Here is a 22,578-nt window from a genome sequence, read left to right as displayed (position 1 = left end):
CGTTGCCAGGGAATGGGAGCGAAGGAGGATCGCATGCAGGTGGACGAAGAGTCGATGCAGCCCGTCCTGAACCGGCTGCGGCGGGCTCAGGGACAACTGACCGCCGTGATCACGATGATCGAGGCGGGCCGGGACTGCAAGGACGTGGTGACGCAGCTCGCCGCGGTGTCCCGCGCCCTGGACCGGGCCGGGTTCAAGATCGTCGCAAGCGGAATGCGGCAGTGCCTCGCGGGAGACTCCGACACCCCGCCGATGTCGGAGGAGGAACTGGAGAAGCTCTTCCTCGCCCTCGCGTAACGGGGCCCGGCGCGGCGGCCCGCGCCATGGGCGCGTAAGACCTTCGCCTCGACGCGCGGGCACAGCCGGTGATGGAGGATGGCCCCATGCCCAATCGCCTTGCGCAAGAGACCTCCCCCTACCTCCTTCAGCACGCCGACAACCCGGTCGACTGGTGGCCGTGGGCGCCCGCCGCCTTCGAGGAGGCCAGACGGCGCGGCGTGCCGGTGCTGCTGAGCGTCGGCTACAGCTCCTGTCACTGGTGCCACGTCATGGCGCACGAGTCCTTCGAGGACGAGGCGACGGCCGCGCTCATGAACCGGAACTTCGTGAACATCAAGGTCGACCGCGAGGAGCGGCCCGACGTCGACGCCGTCTACATGGAGGCCGTGCAGGCCGCGACGGGTCAGGGCGGCTGGCCCATGACCGTCTTCCTCACCCCCGACGCCGAGCCGTTCTACTTCGGCACGTACTTCCCGCCGGAGCCGCGGCACGGCATGCCGTCCTTCCCGCAGGTCCTCGACGGCGTCCAGCGGGCGTGGACGGACCGGCGCGGCGAGGTCGACGAGGTGGCGGGCAAGATCGTGCGCGATCTCGGCGAGCGCCAGCTCACCCACAACGCCGACGAGAAGCCCGGCGAGGACGAGCTCGCCCAGGCGCTGCTCGGCCTGACCCGTGACTACGACGCGGCGCACGGCGGCTTCGGCGGCGCGCCGAAGTTCCCGCCGTCCATGGCGGTCGAGTTCCTGCTGCGGCACTACGCCCGCGTGGGCGCCGAGGGCGCGCTGCAGATGGCCGCCGACACATGTGAGCGGATGGCGCGCGGCGGCATCTACGACCAGCTCGGCGGCGGCTTCGCGCGGTACTCCGTCGACCGCGAGTGGGTGGTGCCGCACTTCGAGAAGATGCTGTACGACAACGCGCTGCTGTGCCGTACGTACGCCCACCTGTGGCGGGCCACCGGCTCGGAGCTCGCCCGCCGCGTCGCCCTGGAGACGGCGGACTTCATGGTCCGCGAACTCCGCACGAACGAAGGCGGGTTCGCCTCCGCGCTCGACGCGGACAGCGAGGACCCGGCGACGGGCGAGCACGTCGAGGGCGCGTACTACGTGTGGACGCCGGAGCAGCTGCGTGAGGTGCTCGGGGAGGCCGACGCGGAGCTGGCGATGTCCTGCTTCGGCGTGACGGCGGAGGGCACCTTCGAGAAGGGCGCCTCCGTCCTGCAACTCCCGAGGACCGAGGGCCCGCTGGCGGACGCCTCGCGGCTTGCCGCCATCCGGGAGCGGCTCCTCGCGGCGCGCGCGGGGCGTCCCGCGCCGGGCCGCGACGACAAGGTGGTCGCCGCGTGGAACGGTCTGGCGATCGCCGCGCTCGCCGAGGTCGGCGCGTACTTCGACCGGCCGGACCTGATCGCGGCCGCGGTGGGCGCGGGCGATCTCCTCGTACGTCTCCACATGGACCCGCGCGCCCGGCTCGCCCGCACCTCCAAGGACGGCAGGGCGGGCGCCAACACGGGTGTCCTGGAGGACTACGCCGATGTGGCCGAGGGCTTCCTCGCGCTGGCCGGGGTCACCGGGGAGGGGGTGTGGCTGGAGTTCGCGGGCTTCCTCCTCGACCACGTCCTCGCGCAGTTCGTGGACGCGGAGAGCGGCGCGCTGTACGACACGGCGGCCGACGCGGAGCAGCTCATCCGCCGCCCGCAGGACCCGACCGACAACGCGGCGCCCTCCGGATGGACGGCGGCCGCGGGCGCGCTCCTCTCCTACGCGGCGCACACGGGCGCCGAGCCGCACCGCACCGCGGCGGAGCGGGCGCTGGGCATCGTCAAGGCGCTCGGCCCGCGCGTGCCGCGGTTCATCGGCAACGGCCTCGCGGTCGCGGAGGCGGCGCTCGACGGGCCGCGCGAGGTGGCCGTGGTGGGCGACGTCCTGGGCGACCTGCACCGCACGGCGCTGCTCGGCACGGCACCGGGAGCGGTCGTGGCGGCGGGCCCGGCGGGCAGCACCGAACTCCCGCTCCTCGCCGACCGCCCCCTGGTCGAAGGCCGCCCCGCGGCGTACGTCTGCCGGGGCTTCGTCTGCAGCGCTCCGACGACGGACCCGGCGGAGCTCGCGGAGCAGCTCTCCTAGGGCCAATGCCGTTGCGTTTGCCGTGGGCGTAGGCCGCCATTACCCGCGAGGTAATCGCCCCGTCCCGGCCGCGCCGGAAAGGATGGTGATCTTCCCGCGCCGACCTTGGCGCGGCCGGGACGGAAGGGCCGACCATGCCGACCATGTCCACCAGCACCGCACCTCACCGCACCCGCGCCGTCATCGAGGAGCTGCTGCGCCGGATCGGCGAGGGCGACCCGGAACGGATCGCCGAGCTGTACGCGGAGCGGGGCGACTGGAAGCTGGACTGGCCGGAGTCCGAGCACGGCCGGGCGGCCACGCCGTGGATCCGGCACCGGTCCACCCGGGCCGACGCGGCCGCGCACTACCGCGAGCTCGCCGAGCACCACGTGCCCGAGCAGGTGGCGACCGAGGTCGAGCGCATCCTCGTCGACGGCGACGACGCGGTGGTGCTCGGCGAGATCCGCCAGACCGCCCGTCCCACGGGGCGCGCCTACCGTGCGCGGTTCGCCCTGCACCTGACGGTCGAGGACGGCCTCGTCACCCGGCACCACGTCTACGAGGACAGCCTGGCGGTGGCCCGGGCCTTCGAGCCGGGGAGCGCTGCCCAGGGGCGCTGACGGCGGCGCGGGGCCCGGTGGTTAGGGTCCCGGGATGGTGCGTCTGAAGATAGAGATAGCCGTCCCGGAGAGCCATGTGGAGCAGGTGATCGACGCCCTGCACGCGGCCGGTGCGGGCCGGATCGGGGAGTACGCGCGGTGCGCGAGCTGGTGGCCCGTCAGCGGGACCTGGCTGCCCCTGCCCGGCGCACAGCCCTACGACGGGGAGGTCGGCGTCGTGCAGCGGGGAGCGGAGTGCCGGGTCGAGTCCGTCTGCGGGCAGGAGCAGGCCCGCGCCGTCCTGGAGGCGGTGCGGGCGGCTCATCCGTACGAAGAAGCGGCCATCAACTTCCTGCCGCTGTACGAGCCGTGACCCCGGCCCCCGCGGCACCGAATTCCTCCAGCGCCCGCTCCACGATGGCTTCGAGGCGGTCGTGGTGGGCGCCCCGCCAGAACACGCGCTCGCAGGTCCCGCACTGGGCGAACACGTCGTACGTGCCGCGGGTGCCGCCCTCCAGGCGGTCCGCCACCTCGTCCTTCGTGGCCGGGCGCAGCGTGCCGTTGCAGGCGCTGCAGCGGGTCCAGGGGCGCAGTTCGGGGGCGAAGCGGCCGAGGACGTCGCGGAGTTGGTCGTCGGGGCGGTCGCTGTAGACGTAGGCACCCGCCCACAGCTCGCGGCGGCGGAGCAGGCCACGGTCGCGGCTGAGCAGGACGCGGCGTTCGGCGGCCGAGCGCGCCGCCAGGGCCGGGTCGCCGATGTCCGTGCTCTCGTACGCCGTGTCGACGCCCAGCAGCCGCAGGCGCCGCGCCAGCGTGCCGAGATGGACGTCGAGGAGGAAGCGCAGCGGGGCGCCGGGCACTTCCTGGGGGCGGGCGACCGCGCGGACGATGACGGTCTCGCCCGCCGCGGGGACGTGCCCGACGGCGACCTCGCGGCCGTCGACGACGAGCGCGCCTGCCTCCGTGAGCGGGACGCCGAGCGACTCCACGACGTGCCCGAGCGTGGACACGCCGTCCGTAACGGCCCCCGTGGGGCCGCCCCTTCGCTCGTGCGGGACGAAAATCCCCAGCTCGGGGGCGAAGTCGATGAGGATCTCCGGACCGTTCATGCGGTCAGGATGGCATGCCGGGGGCGGTGACCACCCGGGGTTTTTCCGCCTGCCCCTACGCCTCGGACTACGCCTCGGACGGCCCCGCGAACCCGCTCGTCAGCATGTCCAGCGTCCGGTCGACCAGCGTGGGCAGGTCGTCCTTGTGGCCGCGCTCCGCCCAGTACGCCGTCGTCTCGGTGAGCGCGCCGATCAGGCCCATGGAGAAGGCCCGCACCTCAAGGTCGCCGGGGTCGCGGCCGGTGCGCTCCGCGATGCTCCGGCACAGGATGCCGCCGGTGACCGACATGCTCTCCAGCATCCGGGAGCGCACGGCGGGCACCTCGATCATCAGCTGCGTCCGCAACCTGGTGACCTCGGGCTCCTCCGCGAAGTCGAAGGAGAGGGCCCGGCGCAGCACGACCCGCAGCGACTCCACGACCGGCTCGTCGGCGGGCCGCTCCCGCAACTGCCGCTCCAGGAACGGGTCGAACTCATCCGTGAGGACGATGTCCTCCTTGGTCGGGAAGTAGCGGAAGACGGTGGACGGGGAGACCTCCGCCGCCTCCGCGATCTGCTCGACGGTCGTCGCCTCGTACCCCTGCTCCCGGATCAGCCGGTACGTCGCGTCCCGGATCGCGATGCGGGTCTTGAGCTTCTTGCGCTCGCGAAGGCCCGGCTGGGGGGCGCTCGCGGGGGCGGAGATACGTGCGGCCGTCATGACGTCATTGTCGGCCATCGTCCCGCCCCGGCAGGAGCGCCGCGACGCACAGCGCGGTCACCAGCGCGGCGACACCGCTGACCAGCAGGACCAGGCCCATGCCGTCGACGTACGCGGAGTTCGCGGACGCCGCGAGCTGCGGCGCGCCGAGCCGTTCGGCGACCCCGTGCGCGGCGACCACCGAGTCGCCCGCCGCGTCGGCCGCGGGGCCCGGCAGGCCCCCGGTGTCGAGGCGGTCGGTGTACACCCCGGCGAGGAGCGAGCCGAGGAGCGCGATCCCGATGGCGCTGCCCACCTGTCGTACCGTCATGAGCAGTCCCGAGCCGGAGCCCGCGCGGTCCACGGGCAGTGCGCCGAGCGCCGAGTCCATGGACGGCACGACCGCGAAGCCGAAGCCGAGACCGGCCACCGAGAGCCACAGCGCGGTGAAGCCGTAGCCGCTGTCGACGTCCGTGCGGCTGCCGAGGATCGCGGCGAAGGCGAGGACCACGAGCCCGCCGCTGATCACCGCTCGCGCCCCGAACCGGCGCACGACGGGTTCCGCCCCCTTCGCGGCGACCAGGAGACCGCCCATCATCGGGAGCATCCGCACGCCGGTGCCGAACGCGTCGTTGCCGAGGACCGCCTGGAGGTACTGCGGCAGCACGAACATCAGGCCCGAGAGCACGAACATCACCAGCGTCGCCGCCAGCGTGTTCAGGAAGAAGGCGCGGTTGCGCAGCAGCGACATGTCGAGCATCGGGCGCGTCATCCGGCGCTCGCGCAGGACGAGTGCGGTGAGCAGCAGGGCGGCGCCGGTGAACATGGAGAGGACCAGGGGGTCGCTCCAGCCGCGTCCGGGCGCCTCGATGATGCCGTAGATGAGCGCGCCGAGCCCGGCGGCGGTCAGGGCGGTGGAGACGGTGTCGACCTTGGGAGACGCGGGGTCGCGGGTCTCCGGCAGCAGGAGCAGGCAGGCGGTGAGGCCGATCGCGACCATCGGGATGTTGATCAGGAAGATCGAGCCCCACCAGAAGTGGTCGAGCAGCCAGCCGCCGATGATCGGTCCGAGCGGCATGCCGAGCGCGGAGGCGGCGGAGACGACACCGACGGCCTTGGTCCGCTCGCCGGGTCCGAACAGCGCGGGCAGCACGGCCATCGCGAGCGGCATCACGAGGGCGCCGCCGATGCCCATGACGGCGCGTGCCACGACGACGAGGGAGACGTCGTCGGCGAGCGTGCCGATGAGGGATCCCGCGAGGAAGATCCCCAGGCCGGTCATCAGCATCCGGCGCCGCCCGAACCGGTCGCCGAGCAGCCCGGCAGGGAGCATCAGCGCGGCGAAGACGACGACGTACGCGTCGGCCATCCACTGCTGCTCGCCCGTGCTCGCGCCGAGCTGCGCGGCCATCGTCGGCAGCGCGACATTGAGGATCGTCATGTCGAAACCGAGCACGAGCATGCTCGCGACCAGGGCGCCGAGCGCCCACCAGCGGCGGGGGTCCTGCCGCACAACAGTCGGGATAGTGACAGTGGCCATGAAATGAGAGTAGCTCTCAAAAGAAGGTTACTGTCAATACTGGGCGGGTGCGGGCATGAAAAAAGTGGCCACGGTCGGACCGCGGCCACTGGAGTGGAAAGGGGGGATCAGCCGTGCTGGTAGGCCACCAGGGAGATGCCGACGTAGTGGATGACGAAGGCGGCCAGCGTCAGCGAGTGGAAGACCTCGTGGAAGCCGAAGAACCGGGGGGAGGGGTTCGGGCGCTTGATTCCGTAGATCACGCCGCCCACGCTGTAGAGCACTCCGCCGACGATGACCAGGACGAGGACGGCGATGCCGCCCGTCCGCATGAAGTCCGGCAGGAAGAAGACGGCGGCCCAGCCCATCGCGATGTAGCACGGCGTGTAGAGCCAGCGCGGGGCGCCGACCCAGAAGACGCGGAAGGCGATCCCGGCCAGGGCCGCCCCCCAGATGCCCCACATCAGCCACTGCCCCTTGGCCTCGGGCAGGAGCAGCAGCGTCAGCGGGGTGTACGTGCCCGCGATGATCAGGAAGATGTTGGAGTGGTCGAGGCGGCGCAGGATGGCGTCGGCTCTGGGGCTCCAGTTGCCCCGGTGGTACAGCGCGCTGATGCCGAACAGCAGGCAGGCGCTCAGCGCGAAGATGCCGCAGGCCAGCCTGCCGCGGGGGGAGTCCGCGAGGGCGGTGAGCACCAGGCCCGCGACCACTACCGCGGGGAACATGCCCGCATGCAGCCAGCCGCGCATCTTCGGCTTCACGGGGAGCGGCACGGAGTCCGGAGAAGGGACGAGCGAGGGGGAGTCCGCGGAGTGCGGCATCGCTTCAGGGACATGGGCGGTCATGTCGGCATCGTACCTACGGCCCCGTAAGCCGAACGTCAAACGGACGGAACGTCGCCCAGGCACCCGTACCCGTACAAGTGGCGATGCTCACGCCGCTCAAGTGTGAGGCCCTCTGGACAGATGCGCGAACGCGTCGGATGATCAAATGAGTGCGGTCGGCACCGGATGAGCGCCAAAGTAAGTACACGTGAAGCGTCCGGGTCGCAGCCCCCACGGGGCATACATTCCAAAAACCCCTCGATTAGGAGCAATCGTGGCGCGCGACATCGCGGCTCCCCTTCTCGCAGAGCCCCTGGGCACTGCCCCGACCAACCACCAGGACCTCGTCTCCTGGGTCAACGAGATCGCCGAACTGACGCAGCCGGACCGTGTGGTCTGGTGCGACGGGTCCGAGGTCGAGTACGAGCGCCTGTGCGAGGAGCTCGTCTCCAAGGGCACCTTCAAGAAGCTCGACCCGATCAAGCGCCCGAACTCGTTCTACGCGGCCTCCGACCCGACCGACGTCGCGCGCGTCGAGGACCGCACCTTCATCTGCTCCGAGAAGGAAGAGGACGCGGGTCCGACGAACCACTGGAAGGCTCCCGCAGAGATGCGGGAGATCTTCGCGGGGGAGAAGGGCGTCTTCCGCGGCTCCATGCGCGGCCGCACCATGTACGTCGTGCCCTTCTGCATGGGCCCGGTCGGCTCGCCGCTCTCCGCCATCGGCGTCGAGATCACCGACTCCGCGTACGTCGCCGTCTCGATGCGCACCATGACCCGCATGGGCCAGGCCGTCCTGGACGAGCTCGGCGACGACGGCTTCTTCGTGAAGGCCGTCCACACGCTCGGCGCCCCGCTCGAAGAGGGCCAGGCGGACGTGCCGTGGCCCTGCAACTCCACGAAGTACATCTCGCACTTCCCCGAGGACCGCGAGATCTGGTCGTTCGGCTCGGGCTACGGCGGCAACGCCCTGCTCGGCAAGAAGTGCTACGCCCTGCGCATCGCCTCCGTCATGGCGCGCGACGAGGGCTGGCTCGCCGAGCACATGCTGATCCTCAAGCTCACGCCCCCGCAGGGCGAGTCGAAGTACGTCGCTGCCGCGTTCCCTAGCGCATGCGGCAAGACCAACCTCGCCATGCTGGAGCCCACGATCTCCGGCTGGACCGTCGAGACCATCGGTGACGACATCGCCTGGATGCGGTTCGGCGAGGACGGCCGCCTCTACGCGATCAACCCCGAGGCGGGCTTCTTCGGCGTCGCGCCCGGCACCGGCGAGCACACCAACGCCAACGCCATGAAGACGCTGTGGGGCAACTCCGTCTTCACGAACGTCGCGCTCACCGACGACGGCGACGTCTGGTGGGAGGGCATGACGGAGGAGACTCCGGCGCACCTCACCGACTGGAAGGGCAACGACTGGACCCCCGAGTCCGGCGTGCCCGCCGCGCACCCGAACGCCCGCTTCACCACGCCCGCCTCGCAGTGCCCGATCATCGCGCCCGAGTGGGAGGACCCCAAGGGCGTGCCGATCTCCGCGATCCTCTTCGGCGGCCGCCGCGCCAGCGCGGTGCCGCTGGTGACGGAGTCCTTCAACTGGCAGCACGGCGTCTTCCTCGGCGCCAACGTCGCCTCCGAGAAGACCGCCGCCGCCGAGGGCAAGGTCGGCGAGCTGCGCCGCGACCCGTTCGCCATGCTGCCGTTCTGCGGCTACAACATGGGCGACTACATGAACCACTGGGTCAAGGTCGGCGCGGACAAGCCGGACCAGTCCAAGCTGCCGAAGATCTACTACGTCAACTGGTTCCGGAAGAACGCGGACGGCAAGTTCGTGTGGCCCGGCTTCGGTGAGAACTCCCGCGTCCTGAAGTGGATCGTGGAGCGCCTCGACGGCAGGGCCGAGGGCGTCGAGACCCCCATCGGCATCCTGCCGACGGTCGACTCACTGGACACCGACGGCCTCGACCTGGCCAAGGACGACCTTGAGTTCCTGCTCACGGTCGACAAGGAGGTCTGGCGCGACGAGGCCTCGCTGGTCCCCGAGCACCTGAACACCTTCGGCGACCACACGCCCAAGGAGCTGTGGGACGAGTACCGCGCCTTGGTGCAGCGGCTCGGCTGACCCCAGTCGTTCCGCTTTCGGCCGGGCCCCCGCACAACGGCGTGCGGGGGCCCGGCCGTGTGACACACCCGCATCTTGAACACCTTGCCTTCACACTCCTCTCACATGTTTCATGGGTCCGCATGACGGCCCGCTGATCCACGGCGGACCGTCGATCGATCCTGTGGGGGGACGAGTTGAAGAGTTCGCGAGGCTTACGACGGGTCACGGGCGCCGCGGTCGCGGTGGTCCTCGGCTCCGCCGGTCTGGTCGCCCTGGGGGCGCCCGCCGCGTCCGCGGCGACACCTTCCGACGAGGCGGCGAAGCTGCCCGTCTCGTCGTTCGGGGCGATGGTGGTCGACGACGCGCACGAGCGGGTCTACGTCACCGACGGGCGCAAGAGCGGCTCGGGGGCGAGCGAGGTCCTGGTCTACAACTTCCAGGGCCAGCGGGTCGGTTCGCTCGCCACCGACCAGCCCGCGTCCGGCATGGCGCTCAGCGCGGACGGCGCGACCCTGCACGTCTCGCAGTCCAACCGCATCCTGGCGTTCGACACGGCGACGCAGACCAGGACCGGCGCCGCGAGCACGCCCTACGACGTGACCTGCGGCCGGGAGGTGGCGTTCGCGGGCGGCAAGACGTACTACACGGAGACGCCGTACTCCGGCTCCTCGTACTGCGACCGGCCCGACAACATGGCCCTGCTGTACGGCGTCGACGGCTCGTCCTGGGCCAACACCGGGTGGAACAGCCAGGGGAGGCTGCGCCTTGAGGCCGGGCCCGGGGCGCCCGACCGGCTGGTGATGGGGCAGTCGGGTGCGGGTCCCACGGCCGACCCGTTCCTCACTACGTTCGATGCGAGCGGCGACACCCTCGTGCGGGGCCCCTCGCGGCGGTTCGCCGACGCCGAGGGCAAGGGCGCGCTCGACCTGAAGGACATCGCGCAGAGCGCCGACGGCAAGCGCATCGCCGTGGCGGACGCCGCGTACGGCACGCGGCTGCTCGACGCCGGTGATCTGGCGGACGCCCCTGCGGGCTATCAGCCGCTGCCCGCGGGCGCGAAGGCGTCGGCGGTGGCGTTCAGCGGCGACGGGAAGTACGTGGCGCGGGGCGCGGCCGTCACCGGCAGCGCGGCGGACCTGCTGATCCAGCCCGCCGACCCGAAGGACGGCACCACGCCGCTGGAGTTCGCCTTCGAAGGGGACCTCGACGGGACGCGGGTCGTGCCGCAGGGGCTCGGCTGGGCCAAGGACGGTTCGCGGCTCTTCGCGGTGACCTCGGACGGCGGCAGCGGCCACTGGCTGCACGTCATCAAGCCGCCCGCCGCCCAGTACGACTCCCGCTTCACCGGCGCCCTCACCACCACGCCCTCGAAGCCCGTCGTCGGTGAACCCCTCGGCATCCGCGGCAAGTTGGAGCTCGACGGGCCCGCGCCCGCCGAACCCGTGAAGGTCGCCGCGGTCCGCAAGGACGCCGACGGCACGCAGGAAGTGGCGGCCGCCAAGGTCGCGGCCGACGGCAGCTTCACCGTCCTGGACGTGCCGGACCGGCTCGGCGAGGCGACGTACACGCTGCGGTTCCTCGGCGACGTCACGCACCGCCCGGCCGAGGACGTCACGGTCACGGTGGACGTGGCCAAGGCCCCGACGGCGATCGAACTGACCGCGCCCGCCGAGGCCACCCGCGCGGGTGGCGTCCAGATCACCGGCACGCTGACCGGGCAGGGGCGCGCGCTGCCGTCCGGGATCAGCCTCAAGGTGACGCGGACCGACCGGCTCGGCACGACGGGCGAGCTGACGTCGGCGCAGGTCGCGGCCGACGGCACGTTCAAGATCAAGGACCTGCCCAACAAGCGGGGCAGGACGCTCTACACGGTGAGCTACGAGGGGGACGCCCTGCACCAGGGCTCGTCCGCCGAGGCCACCGTCAAGATCACCGGCTAGGCGGCCGGCACCCCCAGCTGTCGCCGGGTTGGTGGCACCCGGTCCGTGGCCTCCCCGGCCGCGGACCGGGGCCGATCAGGGGGCGCCGACCAGGCGCGAGGCGTCCGCGTGGGCGTCCATGCGCCCGGCGGCCAGGATCGCCGCCGCGGTGTCGGCACGGGAGGCCGCCACCACCAGGGCGCGGCCCGCGAGGGCGTGGGCGCGCTGGTGCAGGGCGGCGAGGTGGGGCTCGTGGATCGCGGCCGCGACGGCGGACCGGGGCGGGCGGACGCCAGCGCGCAGGCGCGCCACCTGGTACGCCAGCTGCTCGGCGGCGTCGTCGAGCGCGGCGGCCGGGGACAGGGCGCGCAGCTCGTCGGTGAGGGCGAGCAGCGCCGCGAGGTGCCCGGCGAGCTGGATGTCCAGCTCCTCCTCGCGGGTGCGGTGCGGATAGCTCGTGTCGTCGGCCATCGTGTGGACCGACTTCGTGCGGATCGGCTCGTACATGGGATGGCCTCCAACCATTGCTTGAAAACCATCCTAGCTTAGATTCTGTCTAAAGTTGAGCCGGAGCCAATTTCGGGCGGTGGGGGCTGGTCAGGGCTGGCTGTAGCCGTCCAGGAACGTGCCGATCCGGGTGACCGCCTCGGCGAGGTCCGTCGCGGTCGGCAGCGTGACGACGCGGAAGTGATCGGGCTCGGGCCAGTTGAAGCCCGTGCCGTGCACGACCATGATCTTCTCGGCGCGCAGCAGGTCGAGGACCATCTGCCGGTCGTCCTTGATCCTGAAGACCTTCGGGTCGAGCCGCGGGAAGAGGTAGAGCGACCCCTTCGGCTTCACACAGGTCACGCCGGGGATCTGGGTCAGCAGGTCGTACGCCGTGTCGCGCTGCTCCAGGAGCCGGCCGCCCGGCAGTACGAGGTCGTTGATCGTCTGCCGTCCGCTCAGCGCGGCGACGACGCCGTGCTGGCCCGGCATGTTCGCGCACAGGCGCATGTTGGCGAGGATCGTGAGGCCCTCGATGTACGAGGACGCGTGCGCCTTCGGGCCCGAGATCGCCATCCAGCCGACGCGGTAGCCCGCCACGCGGTACGCCTTCGACATGCCGTTGAAGGTGAGGGTCAGCAGGTCGGGGGCGATGGCGGCGGTCGGCGTGTGCGTCGCGCCGTCGTAGAGGATCTTGTCGTAGATCTCGTCCGAGCAGACCAGCAGGTTGTGGCGGCGCGCGATGTCGGTGAGGCCGCGCACCATCGCTTCGTCGTAGACGGCGCCGGTCGGGTTGTTCGGGTTGATGATCACCAGCGCCTTGGTGCGGTCGGTGACCTTGCGCTCGATGTCGGCGAGGTCCGGCATCCAGTCCGACTGCTCGTCGCAGCGGTAGTGCACGGCGGTGCCGCCGGACAGGGAGACGGCCGCGGTCCACAGGGGATAGTCCGGCGCCGGTACGAGGACCTCGTCGCCGTCGTCCAGCAGGGCCTGCATGGCCATCACGATGAGCTCGGAGACGCCGTTGCCGATGAAGACGTGCTCGACGTCGGTCTCGATGCCCAGGGTCTGGTTGTGCATGACGACCGCGCGGCGGGCGGCCAGGAGGCCCTTCGCGTCGCCGTAGCCATGGGCGTCGCCGACGTTGCGGAGGACGTCCTCGAGGATCTCGGGCGGGCACTCGAAGCCGAAGGCCGCGGGGTTGCCGGTGTTGAGCTTGAGGATGCGGTGTCCGGCCGCCTCCAGCCGCATCGCCTCCTCGAGCACCGGGCCCCGGATCTCGTAACAGACGTTGGAGAGCTTCGTCGACTGGATGACCTGCATGTCCGCGAGCTTACGGGCGGGTATCGCGCGCCGCCTCGTGTTTTCGGACACAAGGGGTGTCCCGTTATGCCTGGCGGAGCGTCTCGTTCCGCTCTCTGGCGTCCTGTCAGCGGTCAGTTGTGTCCGTTTGTGGTCTTGTCCTGACGGCGCGGCACCCCAACAATGCGCATGACAACACCGAAGAAACTTCGGTCACTTAGTCATCAGAGGGGACCCCCACATGAACAAGCCTCTCGTCGGTGCGTGCTTCGCCGCCCTGCTCATCGGAGCAGCCGCGGCGCCCGCGACAGCCGTCGGCGACCAACCGCCCGCCAAGCCGAAGACCAAGGCCGTCGACCTCGCGGGGACGGTGGCGCTCAGCAACTGTTCCGGCTCCGTGGTCCGCGTGCCCGACTCGAAGCCCGGCGACCCGGCCCTGGTCCTGTCCAACGGCCACTGCCTGGAGGACGGCTTCCCCGCGCCGGGCGAAGTCATCGTCGACCAGCCCTCGTCCCGCAGCTTCAAGCTGCTCGACGGCGCGGGCGGCGAACTCGGGAGCATCAAGGCCAGCAAGATCGCGTACGGCACGATGACCGACACGGACATGTCGATCTATCAGACCACCAGCACCTACAGCGACATCGAGAGCAAGTACGGGATCAAGGCGCTGGAGCTGAACTCGGCGAAGCCCGAGCAGGGACGGGCGATCACCGTCGCGTCCGGCTACTGGAAGAAGACCTACAGCTGCAACATCGACGGGTTCGCGTACCGCCTGAAGGAGGGGAACTGGACCTGGAAGGACTCGGTCCGCTACACCCCCGACTGCAAGACGATCGGCGGCACCTCGGGCTCCCCGGTGATCGACGACGAGACCGGCAAGGTCGTCGCCGTCAACAACACCGGCAACGAGAGCGGTGAGGAGTGCACGGACAACAACCCGTGCGAGGTCGACGAGAACGGCAAGGTCACCGTGCGCGAGGGCATCAACTACGCGCAGCAGACCTACTGGATCGTGCCGTGCGTCGGCGAGGGCAACAAGATCGACCTGAGCCGCGAGGGCTGTGAGCTGCCCAAGCCTTCCGGCGTCCGGGCCCGGTAGCCGTCCACACGGTTCACGCAGTCCGTACGAGTGCCGCCCGGACCCGGTCCGGGCGGCACTCGCGTGTCCGGGTCGGTGTCAGTGGTCGGAGTAGCTGAGGTCCCCCACGGTCCAGGCGCTCACGTCCTGGAGGGCGATGCGGTACATCCCGCCGGTCTCCGGGAGCCCCAGGCTGCCCTGGAGGATCCGGGCCAGGTGGAAGTGGAGATGGGCGGGCGGCGCGGTGTCCCGGGGCGGGCCGGAGTCCGCCTCGGGCGCCGCGAACGCGGCGGCGAAGGGACCGAGGCGGGAGGAGTCCTTCAGGACTTCGGCGACGCGCCGCCGCCACAGGGCCTCGGGGGCCAGCCGTCCGGTGATGACGGCACCGCCGACGACCACGGTGAGAGACATCTGATTGCTGTGCTCGGACTCCACCAGGGCGGCGATGTCAACGAGCAGCTCGTCAGGCTTCGACATGACCGGTCAGCCTACCGAGGGACGGGTGGGCACAGGGTGTCGGATCCCCCTTCCCTCGCCATCGAAAATCTATCGCGGCTGAAGTAGACATGCGTGACTCCCGTTGTTAGAGTTCGTGGTATAGCCAACGGCGCCGGCATGCGAGGTCGGCGGATGGTGTGAAACCCCTCGGGGCCTGGTGCCGCACGCGCCAGGCCCTTCGACGCGTTCCGGAAAAGGTGCAGATGCCCCCAGAGAGCCCCTCGCGCGGCCAGGACAGGTTCGACGACGACGACTACCCCGCCTACACGATGGGCCGGGCCGCCGCGATGATCGGCGCGACGCCCGGCTTCCTCCGGGCGGTCGGCGAGGCCCGTCTGATCACGCCCCTGCGGTCGGAGGGCGGCCACCGCCGCTACTCCCGGTACCAGCTGCGTGTCGCGGCGCGGGCCCGTGAGCTCGTCGACCAGGGCACGCCGATCGACTCGGCCTGCCGCATCGTCATCCTCGAGGACCAGCTGGAGGACGCGCTGCGCATCAACGAAGAGCTGCGCCGCACCACCGCCGGGTCCGAGGGGGCGTCAGCGTCCTGACGTCCTGAGGCCGCCCGCGTCCCGGGGCTGCCGCCCGCGAAACGCTGTGCCTGGCGCCGTCGGATATCTGTGACGGCAAATGCAGAATTTCGCGTGATGCGCGCTGAGGGTTTATCTGTCGACTGGCGGAGTGATATCGAAACCCCTGCACCGAGGGCCGTCGCGTGCTACTGTCGTTATCAGTTGCAGTTGTGGTTTCCAAAGACTCCAAGTGCTCGGCCGACTTTATGTGTCGGCAGGGCACTTTGTTTTGCCGGTCATTTCCGGACAGGGTAATCATCGCGGCGACGTGGAGTCCGCACAGTGTGGGCTTCCGGGCAATGCCCCGAAGGAGATATGACATGGCTACTGGCACCGTGAAGTGGTTCAACGCGGAAAAGGGCTTCGGCTTCATCGAGCAGGAGGGTGGCGGCGCTGACGTCTTCGCCCACTACTCGAACATCGCCACCCAGGGCTTCCGTGAGCTGCAGGAGGGCCAGAAGGTGACCTTCGACGTCACGCAGGGCCAGAAGGGCCCGCAGGCCGAGAACATCGTTCCCGCCTGACGCTGACGCGTACTTCGTAGCTGGGGCCCGCACCTTGGGTGCGGGCCCCAGCTCGTTGTGTTTTCCGGGGAGGAAATCCCCTTTTGTATTACCGGCCGGAATCGGAATTCTTTCCCGGCGGCCGGAATTGTTTTTCATTTTTCCCCGGCCGTTCCTGCGGTTCTCGGCACCGGACGGTGCTCGGCGAGAATTCCTCGATACGCGCCGCATCGAGGAAGGTTCGAGGTTTACATGAACCGCTCAACTCGCACAAACGGCCGATACAGCAAGAGCCAGAGCCGCCGCCCCGCCGCGCCCCAGGGGGAGTTCACGCTGCCGGTGACGGTCACCCCGGCCCTGCCCCCCGTCGAGGACTTCGCCGCGCTCGGCCTGCCGGACGGCATGCTCAAGACCCTCACCGGACTCGGCGTCACCACGCCCTTCCCGATCCAGGCGGCCACGCTGCCCAACACCCTCGCGGGCCGGGACGTCCTGGGACGCGGGCGCACCGGATCCGGCAAGACCCTCGCCTTCGGGCTCGCGGCGCTCACCCGCACCGCCGGGCAGCGGGCCGAGCCGCGCCGCCCGCTCGCCCTGATCCTCGTCCCCACCCGCGAGCTCGCCCAGCAGGTGACGGACGCCCTCACCCCGTACGCCAGGTCGGTGCGGCTGCGCATGGCCACCGTGGTCGGCGGCATGTCCATCGGGCGGCAGGCCGGGGCCCTGCGCGCCGGTGCCGAGGTCGTCGTCGCGACGCCGGGTCGGCTCAAGGACCTCATCGAGCGGCGCGACTGCCGTCTCGACCAGGTCGCCGTCACCGTGCTCGACGAGGCCGACCAGATGACCGACATGGGCTTCCTGCCCCAGGTCACCGAGCTCCTCGACCAGGTGCGGCCCGACGGCCAGCGGATGCTGTTCTCGGCCACCCTGGACCGCAACGTCGACCTCTTGGTCCGCCGCTACCTCAACGACCCCGTCGTCCACTCGGTCGACCCGTCCGCGGGCGCGGTCACCACGATGGAACACCACGTGCTGCAGGTGCACGGCGCCGACAAGTACGCCACCACGACGGAGATCGCCGCCCGCGACGGCCGGGTGATCCTCTTCCTCGACACCAAGCACGCGGTCGACCGCCTCACCACGCACCTGCTGAACAGCGGGGTGCGCGCGGCCGCGCTGCACGGCGGCAAGTCCCAGCCGCAGCGCACCCGCACCCTCGCCCAGTTCAAGTCCGGCCAGGTCACCGCGCTCGTCGCCACGAACGTCGCGGCCCGCGGCATCCACGTGGACGACCTCGACCTCGTGGTCAACGTGGATCCGCCCGCCGACCACAAGGACTACCTGCACCGGGGCGGCCGTACCGCACGCGCGGGCGGCTCCGGCAGCGTCGTCACCCTGGTCACCTCGGCGCAGCGGCGCTCCATGTCGCGGCTGATGATGGCGGCGGGCATCAGCCCGAACACCGCGCAAGTACGCTCCGGCGAGGCCGAGTTGGCGCGCATCACCGGCGCGCAGGCCCCCTCGGGCGTCCCGGTGACCATCCCGGCACCGCCGAAGTCGGCCTCCCCGCGGGGCGAACGGGGCGGTGCCCGCGGCCGACGCCCCCGTGACGGCCGTGCGCGCTGCGCCTACGCCGTCCGCACCCGAACCGACGCGGCCGCCTGAACCAGGGTTCCAAGTCCCCCGCTCCCTTCCCCTCTGTGAGGCACCATGCGCTGTGTGATCGCCCGCTTCCCCTTCGACCTGTTCAAGGACGAGGTCGAGGAGGTCATGAAGGGCATCAAGCCCGAGACCGTCACGGGTGAGTCCGTGCTCATCGGCCGCCGCCACTACCCCGTCAAGCAGGTCGGGGAAGTGATCACGCGGCAGGACCGGCGTGACTTCTCGGCGCGCGAGGTGACCAGGGCGCTGACCGGCCTCGGCTTCACCTGCAAGGCGGCTCCCGCCCCCGCGGCCCCGGAGCCCGTCCAGGCGGATTGGCCCACCTCGCTCGTCTAGGGCCAGCAGGACCAGCAGGACCCTAGGGTCCGTCAGCAGAACCCTGCGGCAAGACCCGGGGCGGGCGCGCCGTCGTCAGCGCCGCCGCCCCGGGCAGCCAGCCGAGCAGCACACCCCACAGCGCGCCGAACAGCGCGCCGGTCAGGGGGAGCAGCAGCCACCCCCACAGGCCCGCCTCGACCATGCGGGCCGCGACCATGCCCCGCCAGACGCCCGCCACCGCCGCACCCGCGATCAGCGCGGTCCAGCCCGCGAGCAGGCGCCGGACCCTGCCCGCGGCAGGGCGTACGCGCAGATGTCGGCGGATCCGGGCGGCGGCCGCGGCGATCAGGAGCAGCGCCGCGAAGTTCTCGCACAGCTGCCAGGGCCAGTCCGTCGCGCCCAGCGGTGTCGCCCGCAGACCCGGCAGCGCGAAGGGCACGCCGAGCGCGCTCGGTACGACCGAAAGGCCCGCCCGCGCCGTGAACGCGGTCAGCAGGGTCGCGCTGCCGTGCGCCAGGACGAGCACGAGACAGACGCACGCCACCACGGCCGTGGCATCCGTCCGCGCCCGCAGCGCGTCCATCGTCGTCCGCATGGCGCGCCACTGTAGGCGGCACCGGCCGCGGGGGACAGGGGCCGGGCCGAAGAAAGTGAACAATGCTCAGGTCTGTTGCGGCACGGGTTCCGCGATCTACCATCCCGGCCATGAAGTCCGTTGCGGCATGGCGTACTTGGGTGGTGGGCGCGGTGGTGCTCGCCGTCGCGGCCGCGCTGCTGGTCGCCGTGGGGCCGCAGGGCGCGGGCGCCGCGCGCGCCGACACCGCGAGCGGCCACCGGTGGATCACCGACCGGCAGGGGCGCGCACTGGTCCTGCGCGGTCTTTCCACGGCGAGCAGCGCCAAGGCGGCGCCCGACGGCATGCCGTGGATCCGGGAGAAGGACGTCGCACGCGAACGACGTGACCTCGGCACCAACTTCGTCCGCTTCCTGCTCCAGTGGCGCAAGGTCGAGCCGTCGCCGGGGACGTACGACAGGACGTATCTGCGGCAGGTCGCCGAGCGGGTGCGCTGGTACGGCGAGCGGGGTTACCACGTCCTGCTCGACATGCATCAGGACCTGTACGGGCCGCGCGTCGGCGGCAACGGCGCCCCGGCGTGGGCCACCGAGACCGACGGGCTGACCTCGGCCCCCACCGACCCCTGGGAACTCGGCTACGTCGAGCCCGGGACCGTCCGCGCCTTCGACCGTTTCTGGGGGACGGTCGAAGGCGACGGGCGTGATCTGCGCGAGCACTACGTCGGTGCCCTGCGCGAGGTGGCCAGGCACTTCGCCGACGACGACACCGTCATCGGGTACGACCTGATGAACGAGCCCTGGGGCGGCAGCGTGCAGGGCCCCGCCTTCGAGTCAGGACCGCTCGCCCGGCTCTACCAGGACGGCATCGACGCCATCCGCACCGTCGACCGCGACCACTGGCTCTTCGTCGAACCGTCCGCGATCGGCTCCAACTGGGGCTTCGCCACCGGGCTTCCGCGCCTGGCCGATCCGCGCGGCGACGGCGACGCGGCACGCATCGCATATGCGCCACATCTCTACCCCCTCCCCATGGACCTCGGCGGCGGCTACACCGGCGGCACCAAGGGGCAGGTCGACCGGTCGCTGAAGGCCTGGCGCGCACAGACCGAGAAGACGGCGAGGCGGCTCGGGGCGCCCGTCGTCATCGGGGAGTTCGGGCTCGACACGGGGCTGCCCGGCGCCATGGAGTACGTCGAGAAGGTGCAGCGCATGGCCGACGACATGGGGGCGGGCTTCGCCTACTGGTCCAACGACCCGGGACCCTGGGCGCCCTGGGACGCGAAGCTGCGGCCGACGAGGCTGCTCCCGGTGCTCGACCGGCCCTCTCCCCTCGCTGTGGCGGGGGACCCGATCGCGTACCGCTGGGACGGCACGAAGAAGGCCCTGACGGTGAGCTGGCGGGGGCAGGCGGGGGTGCGCGGCGGCACGGAGGTCCGGCTGCCCGCCCGGCACTTCCCGGACGGCGGCCGGGTGGCGGGGGGATCCGAGCGCGCCTGGGACCCCAAGTCCCGCATCCTCACACTCGGTTCGGGACCCGGCACGCACTCTGTCCGCATCACGCCGCGTCGGTGAACCGGAAGAGTGCTCACCCCTTGTCCGGCTGCACAGGCACCCCAAGAATGCCCTCTGACAAACGCACGACACGTGTACGTCGTCATGAGGGGGGCTCCACAGATGAGCAAGAAGAGCTACGCGGTCGCGGGCGGACTGCTCGCCCTGGCACTGGCCGGCGGCGGGGCGGCGCCGGCCTTCGCGGGCAACACCCAGCAGGCGGAACAGAGAGGGCCCGCGGCGAAGACCAAAGCGGTCGACTTCGCGGGGACGGTGGCGCTCAGCAACTGTTCCGGCTCGGTCGTCCGCATGCCGGGGTCCAAGCCGGGCGACCCGGCGCTCGTCCTCACCAACGGCCACTGCATAGAGAGCGGCTTCCCCGCCGCCGGTGAGGTCATCGTCGACCAGCCGTCCACCCGCACCTTCAAGCTGCTCGACGCGAAGGCCAACGACGTCGCCACGCTCAAGGCGTCCAAGGTGTCCTACGCGACCATGACGGACACCGACATCACGATCTACCAACTGACCGAGAGCTACGGCGACATCACGAAGAAGTACGGCATCAAGCCGTTGGAGCTGGCGGACGGCCACCCGGTGAAGGGGCGCGCCATCACGGTCGTCTCCGGCTACTGGAAGAAGACCTACAGCTGCAACATCGACGGCTTCGTCTACCGGATGAAGGAGGGCGAGTGGACCTGGAAGGACTCCGTCCGCTACACCTCCGCCTGCCAGACCATCGGCGGCACGTCCGGGTCGCCCGTCATCGACCACACGACCGGCAAGGTCGCCGCGATCAACAACACGGGCAACGAGGACGGCGAGCGCTGCACCCTCAACAACCCCTGTGAGATCGACCGCAAGGGCAAGGTGACCGTCCGCAAGGGCATCAACTACGCCCAGGAGACGTACGGAATCGTGCCGTGCGTCGGCAAGGGCAGCAAGATCGACCTGACCCGGAAGGGGTGCAAGCTGCCCCGGCCGACGACGGCGTCCACGCGGTAGTACGCGGTAGCACGCGCCGGTGCGTCAGGGGGTCCGGCGTACGGAGCGTCCCGCAAGGACGTCCGTGCGCCGGCCGTCCCGCATCACGAACCGCCCGTCGATCAGGACGTGCGGGATGCCGACCGGCAGCGTGCGGGGAGCCTCGAAGGTGGAGCCCGCGGCGACCGTGTCCGGGTCGAAGAGGACCAGGTCGGCGCGGTAGCCCTCGCGGACGACGCCCCGGTCGGGCAGGCGGAGCCGGGCGGCCGGGCGCGAGGTGAGGTGCGCGACGGTCTCCTCCAGCGACATGACGCCCAGCTCCCGCGCGTACCGCCCGAGGTACTGCGGGAACGTGCCGTACGCGCGCGGGTGCGGCTTGAAGCCCTGCAGGATGCCGTCGCTGCCGCCCGTGTGCACCCGGTGCTGCATGATCGCCCGGACGTTGTCCTCGTGGCCGACGTGCTGGAGGATCGTCGAGCCGAGGTTGTCGTTGATCAGGAGCCTGCGGGCGGTGACCCACGGCTCCTCGCCGCGCTGGGCCGCGGACTGGGCGATGGTCTTGCCGACGCAGGAGGCGAGCCCGGGGTCGCTCACGCCGGAGACCTCGATGGTGTCCCACTCGATGGGCACGCCGTGGCAGCCGTCCGCGCCGACGACCTCCATGTGGTGGCGGATCTTCTCGGCGATCCCGTCGTCCTGCAGCCGGGCGAGGATCGCGTCGGGCCCGCCCTCGCTCGCCCAGCTGGGCAGCATCGCCACGAGCGTCGTACAGCCCGGTGTGTAGGGGTACGTGTCGAGGGTGATGTCCGCGCCGCCCGCGAGGGCGTCGTCGAGGAGGCTGAGCAGATCCGGCGCCTTCCCCTCATTCACACCGAAGTTCATGGTGGCGTGGGCCAGGTGGAGGGGGCAGTGCGCGGTCCGGGTGAGGTTCACCATCTCCTCGTACGCCTGGAGGGCCCCGGCCCCGTAGCTGCGGTGATGCGGGCAGTAGTACCCCTGGTGGGCGGCGACGACCTTGCACAGCTCGGTGAGCTCGGAGTCGTCGGCGTACATGCCCGGCGTGTAGGTGAGCCCCGACGACATGCCGACGGCGCCCTCCCGCATCCCTTCCGCCACGAGCTCCTTCATGCGGTCCAGCTCGGCGGGGGTCGCGGGGCGGTCGTCCCAGCCCAGCGCGTACATGCGGACGGTGCCCTGCGGGATCAGGTACGCGGCGTTCACCGCGATGCCGCGGCCGCCGTGGGCGGTGTCGAGGGCGTCCAGATAGCCGCCGACGGTGCGCCACGTGAAGTCGATGTCGCCGCCGTCGCCGTTCCAGCCGGTGATGGCCTGGCGGACCTGGGCGAGGGTGCGGTCGTCCACGGGGGCGTAGGAGAGGCCGTCCTGCCCGATGACCTCCAGGGTGACGCCCTGGGCGGCCTTCGCGGAGTGGTCGGGGTCTCTGAGGAGGGCGAGGTCGCTGTGGGCGTGCATGTCGATGAAGCCGGGCGCTAGCGCTAGGCCTTGGGCGTCGAGGTTGGTCTGCCCCGTGGGGCGGGGGCCTGTCGTTTCCCCCTCCCGGTGGATCGTGGTGATCCTGCCCTCGTGTACGCCGACGTCGGCGCGGTAGGAGGCACCTCCGGTGCCGTCTATGACGCGTGCGTCCCGGATCACCAGGTCCATGGGGGGTGCCTCTCTTGTTCGTTTCGTTGTCGCTTGGCTGCGTGCTGGTTGTGCTGCACCCGGCCTCCGGCCGGGTCTTTCGTTCCCACCCGCACCACCCGTGCGGCTTTCGTCGCCGGGTGCGGGTGGCCCTGGTGGGGCGCACCCGCCGTCGGCGGCGAGCGGTGGGGTGGGGGGCGGGGGGGGGCTCCCACGCCCACCGTGCGGTGCGGGGCAAACGGGCGGGTGGGTGGGTGCGATCCGCCGCGAAGC

General features: G+C 71.1%; 22 protein-coding genes. 13 read left to right on the top strand and 9 right to left on the bottom strand.

The annotated features are described in order from the left end of the window. The first annotated feature begins 33 nt into the window (after positions 1-33). The 4 genes from ABZV77_RS06340 to ABZV77_RS06325 all read left to right on the top strand — a co-directional run bounded on the left by ABZV77_RS06340 (position 34) and on the right by ABZV77_RS06325 (position 3,359). Positions 34-297 (top strand): metal-sensitive transcriptional regulator, encoded by a 264-nt coding sequence (locus tag ABZV77_RS06340; protein ID WP_356250951.1) that lies wholly within the window; start codon positions 34-36, stop codon positions 295-297. An 86-nt stretch (positions 298-383) separates the two neighbouring features. Beyond that, positions 384-2,405, top strand: coding sequence for a thioredoxin domain-containing protein (locus ABZV77_RS06335; RefSeq protein ID WP_356250948.1), 2,022 nt, complete (start codon positions 384-386; stop codon positions 2,403-2,405). 143 nt (positions 2,406-2,548) lie between these two features. Next, positions 2,549-3,007 (top strand): nuclear transport factor 2 family protein, encoded by a 459-nt coding sequence (locus tag ABZV77_RS06330; protein ID WP_356250945.1) that lies wholly within the window; start codon positions 2,549-2,551, stop codon positions 3,005-3,007. Between the two features lie 34 nt (positions 3,008-3,041). Continuing rightward, positions 3,042-3,359: a hypothetical protein gene (locus tag ABZV77_RS06325; protein WP_356250942.1), complete on the top strand. Its 318-nt coding sequence runs from the start codon at positions 3,042-3,044 to the stop codon at positions 3,357-3,359. Here ABZV77_RS06325 and ABZV77_RS06320 read toward each other — a convergent pair. The 4 genes from ABZV77_RS06320 to ABZV77_RS06305 all read right to left on the bottom strand — a co-directional run bounded on the left by ABZV77_RS06320 (position 3,331) and on the right by ABZV77_RS06305 (position 7,138). Continuing rightward, on the bottom strand, positions 3,331-4,095 hold the full coding sequence (locus ABZV77_RS06320) for a Mut7-C RNAse domain-containing protein (RefSeq protein ID WP_356250939.1): 765 nt from the start codon (positions 4,093-4,095) through the stop codon (positions 3,331-3,333). The genes ABZV77_RS06325 and ABZV77_RS06320 overlap by 29 nt on opposite strands. Before the next feature lie 67 nt (positions 4,096-4,162). Further along, positions 4,163-4,795 carry a TetR family transcriptional regulator gene (locus ABZV77_RS06315; protein WP_356250936.1) on the bottom strand — a complete coding sequence of 211 codons (633 nt, stop codon included), beginning with the start codon at positions 4,793-4,795 and terminating at the stop codon, positions 4,163-4,165. A 4-nt stretch (positions 4,796-4,799) separates the two neighbouring features. After that, positions 4,800-6,314: an MFS transporter gene (locus ABZV77_RS06310; protein WP_356250933.1), complete on the bottom strand. Its 1,515-nt coding sequence runs from the start codon at positions 6,312-6,314 to the stop codon at positions 4,800-4,802. A 107-nt stretch (positions 6,315-6,421) separates the two neighbouring features. Next, the gene (locus ABZV77_RS06305) at positions 6,422-7,138 is read right to left on the bottom strand and encodes a hemolysin III family protein (protein WP_356250930.1); all 717 of its coding nucleotides are present in this window, start codon (positions 7,136-7,138) and stop codon (positions 6,422-6,424) included. Positions 7,139-7,391: 253 nt separating this feature from the next. Between ABZV77_RS06305 and ABZV77_RS06300 the strand changes: the two genes are divergently transcribed. Both ABZV77_RS06300 and ABZV77_RS06295 read left to right on the top strand, forming a co-directional pair. Beyond that, positions 7,392-9,236: a phosphoenolpyruvate carboxykinase (GTP) gene (locus tag ABZV77_RS06300; RefSeq protein ID WP_356250927.1), complete on the top strand. Its 1,845-nt coding sequence runs from the start codon at positions 7,392-7,394 to the stop codon at positions 9,234-9,236. Positions 9,237-9,412: 176 nt separating this feature from the next. Continuing rightward, complete coding sequence (locus ABZV77_RS06295) at positions 9,413-11,158, top strand: Ig-like domain repeat protein (RefSeq protein ID WP_356250924.1); 1,746 nt, start codon at positions 9,413-9,415, stop codon at positions 11,156-11,158. Positions 11,159-11,233: 75 nt separating this feature from the next. On the opposite strand, the gene ABZV77_RS06290 is transcribed toward ABZV77_RS06295, so the two are convergent. Together ABZV77_RS06290 and ABZV77_RS06285 are read right to left on the bottom strand one after the other, a co-directional pair. Further along, on the bottom strand, positions 11,234-11,644 hold the full coding sequence (locus tag ABZV77_RS06290) for a hypothetical protein (RefSeq protein ID WP_356250921.1): 411 nt from the start codon (positions 11,642-11,644) through the stop codon (positions 11,234-11,236). 90 nt (positions 11,645-11,734) lie between these two features. After that, positions 11,735-12,946, bottom strand: a complete 1,212-nt coding sequence (locus ABZV77_RS06285) for a pyridoxal phosphate-dependent aminotransferase (RefSeq protein WP_356250918.1) — start codon at positions 12,944-12,946, stop codon at positions 11,735-11,737. Positions 12,947-13,166: 220 nt separating this feature from the next. Here ABZV77_RS06285 and ABZV77_RS06280 point away from each other — a divergent pair, with 220 nt between their 5' ends. Continuing rightward, on the top strand, positions 13,167-14,024 hold the full coding sequence (locus ABZV77_RS06280; protein WP_356250915.1) for a serine protease: 858 nt from the start codon (positions 13,167-13,169) through the stop codon (positions 14,022-14,024). Between the two features lie 78 nt (positions 14,025-14,102). Here ABZV77_RS06280 and ABZV77_RS06275 read toward each other — a convergent pair whose 3' ends face one another. Then, complete coding sequence (locus ABZV77_RS06275) at positions 14,103-14,480, bottom strand: hypothetical protein (protein ID WP_356250912.1); 378 nt, start codon at positions 14,478-14,480, stop codon at positions 14,103-14,105. Between the two features lie 224 nt (positions 14,481-14,704). Between ABZV77_RS06275 and ABZV77_RS06270 the strand changes: the two genes are divergently transcribed. The 4 genes from ABZV77_RS06270 to ABZV77_RS06255 all read left to right on the top strand — a co-directional run bounded on the left by ABZV77_RS06270 (position 14,705) and on the right by ABZV77_RS06255 (position 17,574). Then, positions 14,705-15,052 (top strand): MerR family transcriptional regulator, encoded by a 348-nt coding sequence (locus ABZV77_RS06270; protein WP_356250909.1) that lies wholly within the window; start codon positions 14,705-14,707, stop codon positions 15,050-15,052. Between the two features lie 341 nt (positions 15,053-15,393). Continuing rightward, a complete protein-coding gene (locus tag ABZV77_RS06265; RefSeq protein ID WP_030788646.1) occupies positions 15,394-15,597 on the top strand; it encodes a cold-shock protein in 204 nt (67 codons plus the stop codon). 231 nt (positions 15,598-15,828) lie between these two features. After that, complete coding sequence (locus ABZV77_RS06260; RefSeq protein WP_356250906.1) at positions 15,829-17,241, top strand: DEAD/DEAH box helicase; 1,413 nt, start codon at positions 15,829-15,831, stop codon at positions 17,239-17,241. Between the two features lie 45 nt (positions 17,242-17,286). Then, positions 17,287-17,574, top strand: a complete 288-nt coding sequence (locus tag ABZV77_RS06255) for an SCO5918 family protein (protein ID WP_356250903.1) — start codon at positions 17,287-17,289, stop codon at positions 17,572-17,574. Positions 17,575-17,596: 22 nt separating this feature from the next. Here the strand turns inward: ABZV77_RS06255 and ABZV77_RS06250 are convergent, their stop codons facing one another. Next, positions 17,597-18,151 carry a hypothetical protein gene (locus ABZV77_RS06250; RefSeq protein WP_356250900.1) on the bottom strand — a complete coding sequence of 185 codons (555 nt, stop codon included), beginning with the start codon at positions 18,149-18,151 and terminating at the stop codon, positions 17,597-17,599. A 110-nt stretch (positions 18,152-18,261) separates the two neighbouring features. Between ABZV77_RS06250 and ABZV77_RS06245 the strand changes: the two genes are divergently transcribed. Both ABZV77_RS06245 and ABZV77_RS06240 read left to right on the top strand, forming a co-directional pair. After that, on the top strand, positions 18,262-19,704 hold the full coding sequence (locus tag ABZV77_RS06245) for a cellulase family glycosylhydrolase (protein ID WP_356250897.1): 1,443 nt from the start codon (positions 18,262-18,264) through the stop codon (positions 19,702-19,704). Positions 19,705-19,806: 102 nt separating this feature from the next. Beyond that, on the top strand, positions 19,807-20,685 hold the full coding sequence (locus tag ABZV77_RS06240; protein WP_356250894.1) for a serine protease: 879 nt from the start codon (positions 19,807-19,809) through the stop codon (positions 20,683-20,685). A 24-nt stretch (positions 20,686-20,709) separates the two neighbouring features. Here ABZV77_RS06240 and ABZV77_RS06235 read toward each other — a convergent pair whose 3' ends face one another. Beyond that, positions 20,710-22,326 (bottom strand): D-aminoacylase, encoded by a 1,617-nt coding sequence (locus ABZV77_RS06235; protein ID WP_356250891.1) that lies wholly within the window; start codon positions 22,324-22,326, stop codon positions 20,710-20,712. Between the last annotated feature and the right edge of the window lie 252 nt (positions 22,327-22,578).

Origin of the sequence: Streptomyces sp. NPDC004732, assembly GCF_040609235.1 — a bacterium.
In the GTDB taxonomy this organism is placed as follows: Bacteria; Actinomycetota; Actinomycetes; order Streptomycetales; family Streptomycetaceae; genus Streptomyces.
The sequence above is the reverse complement of the archived record's forward strand: the minus strand, read 5'-3'. Positions and strand labels throughout refer to the sequence as shown.

Bases quoted from the DNA above. Each gene is read 5' to 3' on its own strand.
- ABZV77_RS06340 (WP_356250951.1), top strand. From the start codon at position 34: ATGCAGGTGGACGAAGAGTCGATGCAGCCCGTCCTGAACCGGCTGCGG.
- ABZV77_RS06335 (WP_356250948.1), top strand. From the start codon at position 384: ATGCCCAATCGCCTTGCGCAAGAGACCTCCCCCTACCTCCTTCAGCAC.
- ABZV77_RS06330 (WP_356250945.1), top strand. From the start codon at position 2,549: ATGTCCACCAGCACCGCACCTCACCGCACCCGCGCCGTCATCGAGGAG.
- ABZV77_RS06325 (WP_356250942.1), top strand. From the start codon at position 3,042: ATGGTGCGTCTGAAGATAGAGATAGCCGTCCCGGAGAGCCATGTGGAG.
- ABZV77_RS06320 (WP_356250939.1), bottom strand. From the start codon at position 4,095: ATGAACGGTCCGGAGATCCTCATCGACTTCGCCCCCGAGCTGGGGATT.
- ABZV77_RS06315 (WP_356250936.1), bottom strand. From the start codon at position 4,795: ATGACGGCCGCACGTATCTCCGCCCCCGCGAGCGCCCCCCAGCCGGGC.
- ABZV77_RS06310 (WP_356250933.1), bottom strand. From the start codon at position 6,314: ATGGCCACTGTCACTATCCCGACTGTTGTGCGGCAGGACCCCCGCCGC.
- ABZV77_RS06305 (WP_356250930.1), bottom strand. From the start codon at position 7,138: ATGACCGCCCATGTCCCTGAAGCGATGCCGCACTCCGCGGACTCCCCC.
- ABZV77_RS06290 (WP_356250921.1), bottom strand. From the start codon at position 11,644: ATGTACGAGCCGATCCGCACGAAGTCGGTCCACACGATGGCCGACGAC.
- ABZV77_RS06285 (WP_356250918.1), bottom strand. From the start codon at position 12,946: ATGCAGGTCATCCAGTCGACGAAGCTCTCCAACGTCTGTTACGAGATC.
- ABZV77_RS06280 (WP_356250915.1), top strand. From the start codon at position 13,167: ATGAACAAGCCTCTCGTCGGTGCGTGCTTCGCCGCCCTGCTCATCGGA.
- ABZV77_RS06275 (WP_356250912.1), bottom strand. From the start codon at position 14,480: ATGTCGAAGCCTGACGAGCTGCTCGTTGACATCGCCGCCCTGGTGGAG.
- ABZV77_RS06270 (WP_356250909.1), top strand. From the start codon at position 14,705: ATGCCCCCAGAGAGCCCCTCGCGCGGCCAGGACAGGTTCGACGACGAC.
- ABZV77_RS06265 (WP_030788646.1), top strand. From the start codon at position 15,394: ATGGCTACTGGCACCGTGAAGTGGTTCAACGCGGAAAAGGGCTTCGGC.
- ABZV77_RS06260 (WP_356250906.1), top strand. From the start codon at position 15,829: ATGAACCGCTCAACTCGCACAAACGGCCGATACAGCAAGAGCCAGAGC.
- ABZV77_RS06255 (WP_356250903.1), top strand. From the start codon at position 17,287: ATGCGCTGTGTGATCGCCCGCTTCCCCTTCGACCTGTTCAAGGACGAG.
- ABZV77_RS06250 (WP_356250900.1), bottom strand. From the start codon at position 18,151: ATGCGGACGACGATGGACGCGCTGCGGGCGCGGACGGATGCCACGGCC.
- ABZV77_RS06245 (WP_356250897.1), top strand. From the start codon at position 18,262: ATGAAGTCCGTTGCGGCATGGCGTACTTGGGTGGTGGGCGCGGTGGTG.
- ABZV77_RS06240 (WP_356250894.1), top strand. From the start codon at position 19,807: ATGAGCAAGAAGAGCTACGCGGTCGCGGGCGGACTGCTCGCCCTGGCA.
- ABZV77_RS06235 (WP_356250891.1), bottom strand. From the start codon at position 22,326: ATGGACCTGGTGATCCGGGACGCACGCGTCATAGACGGCACCGGAGGT.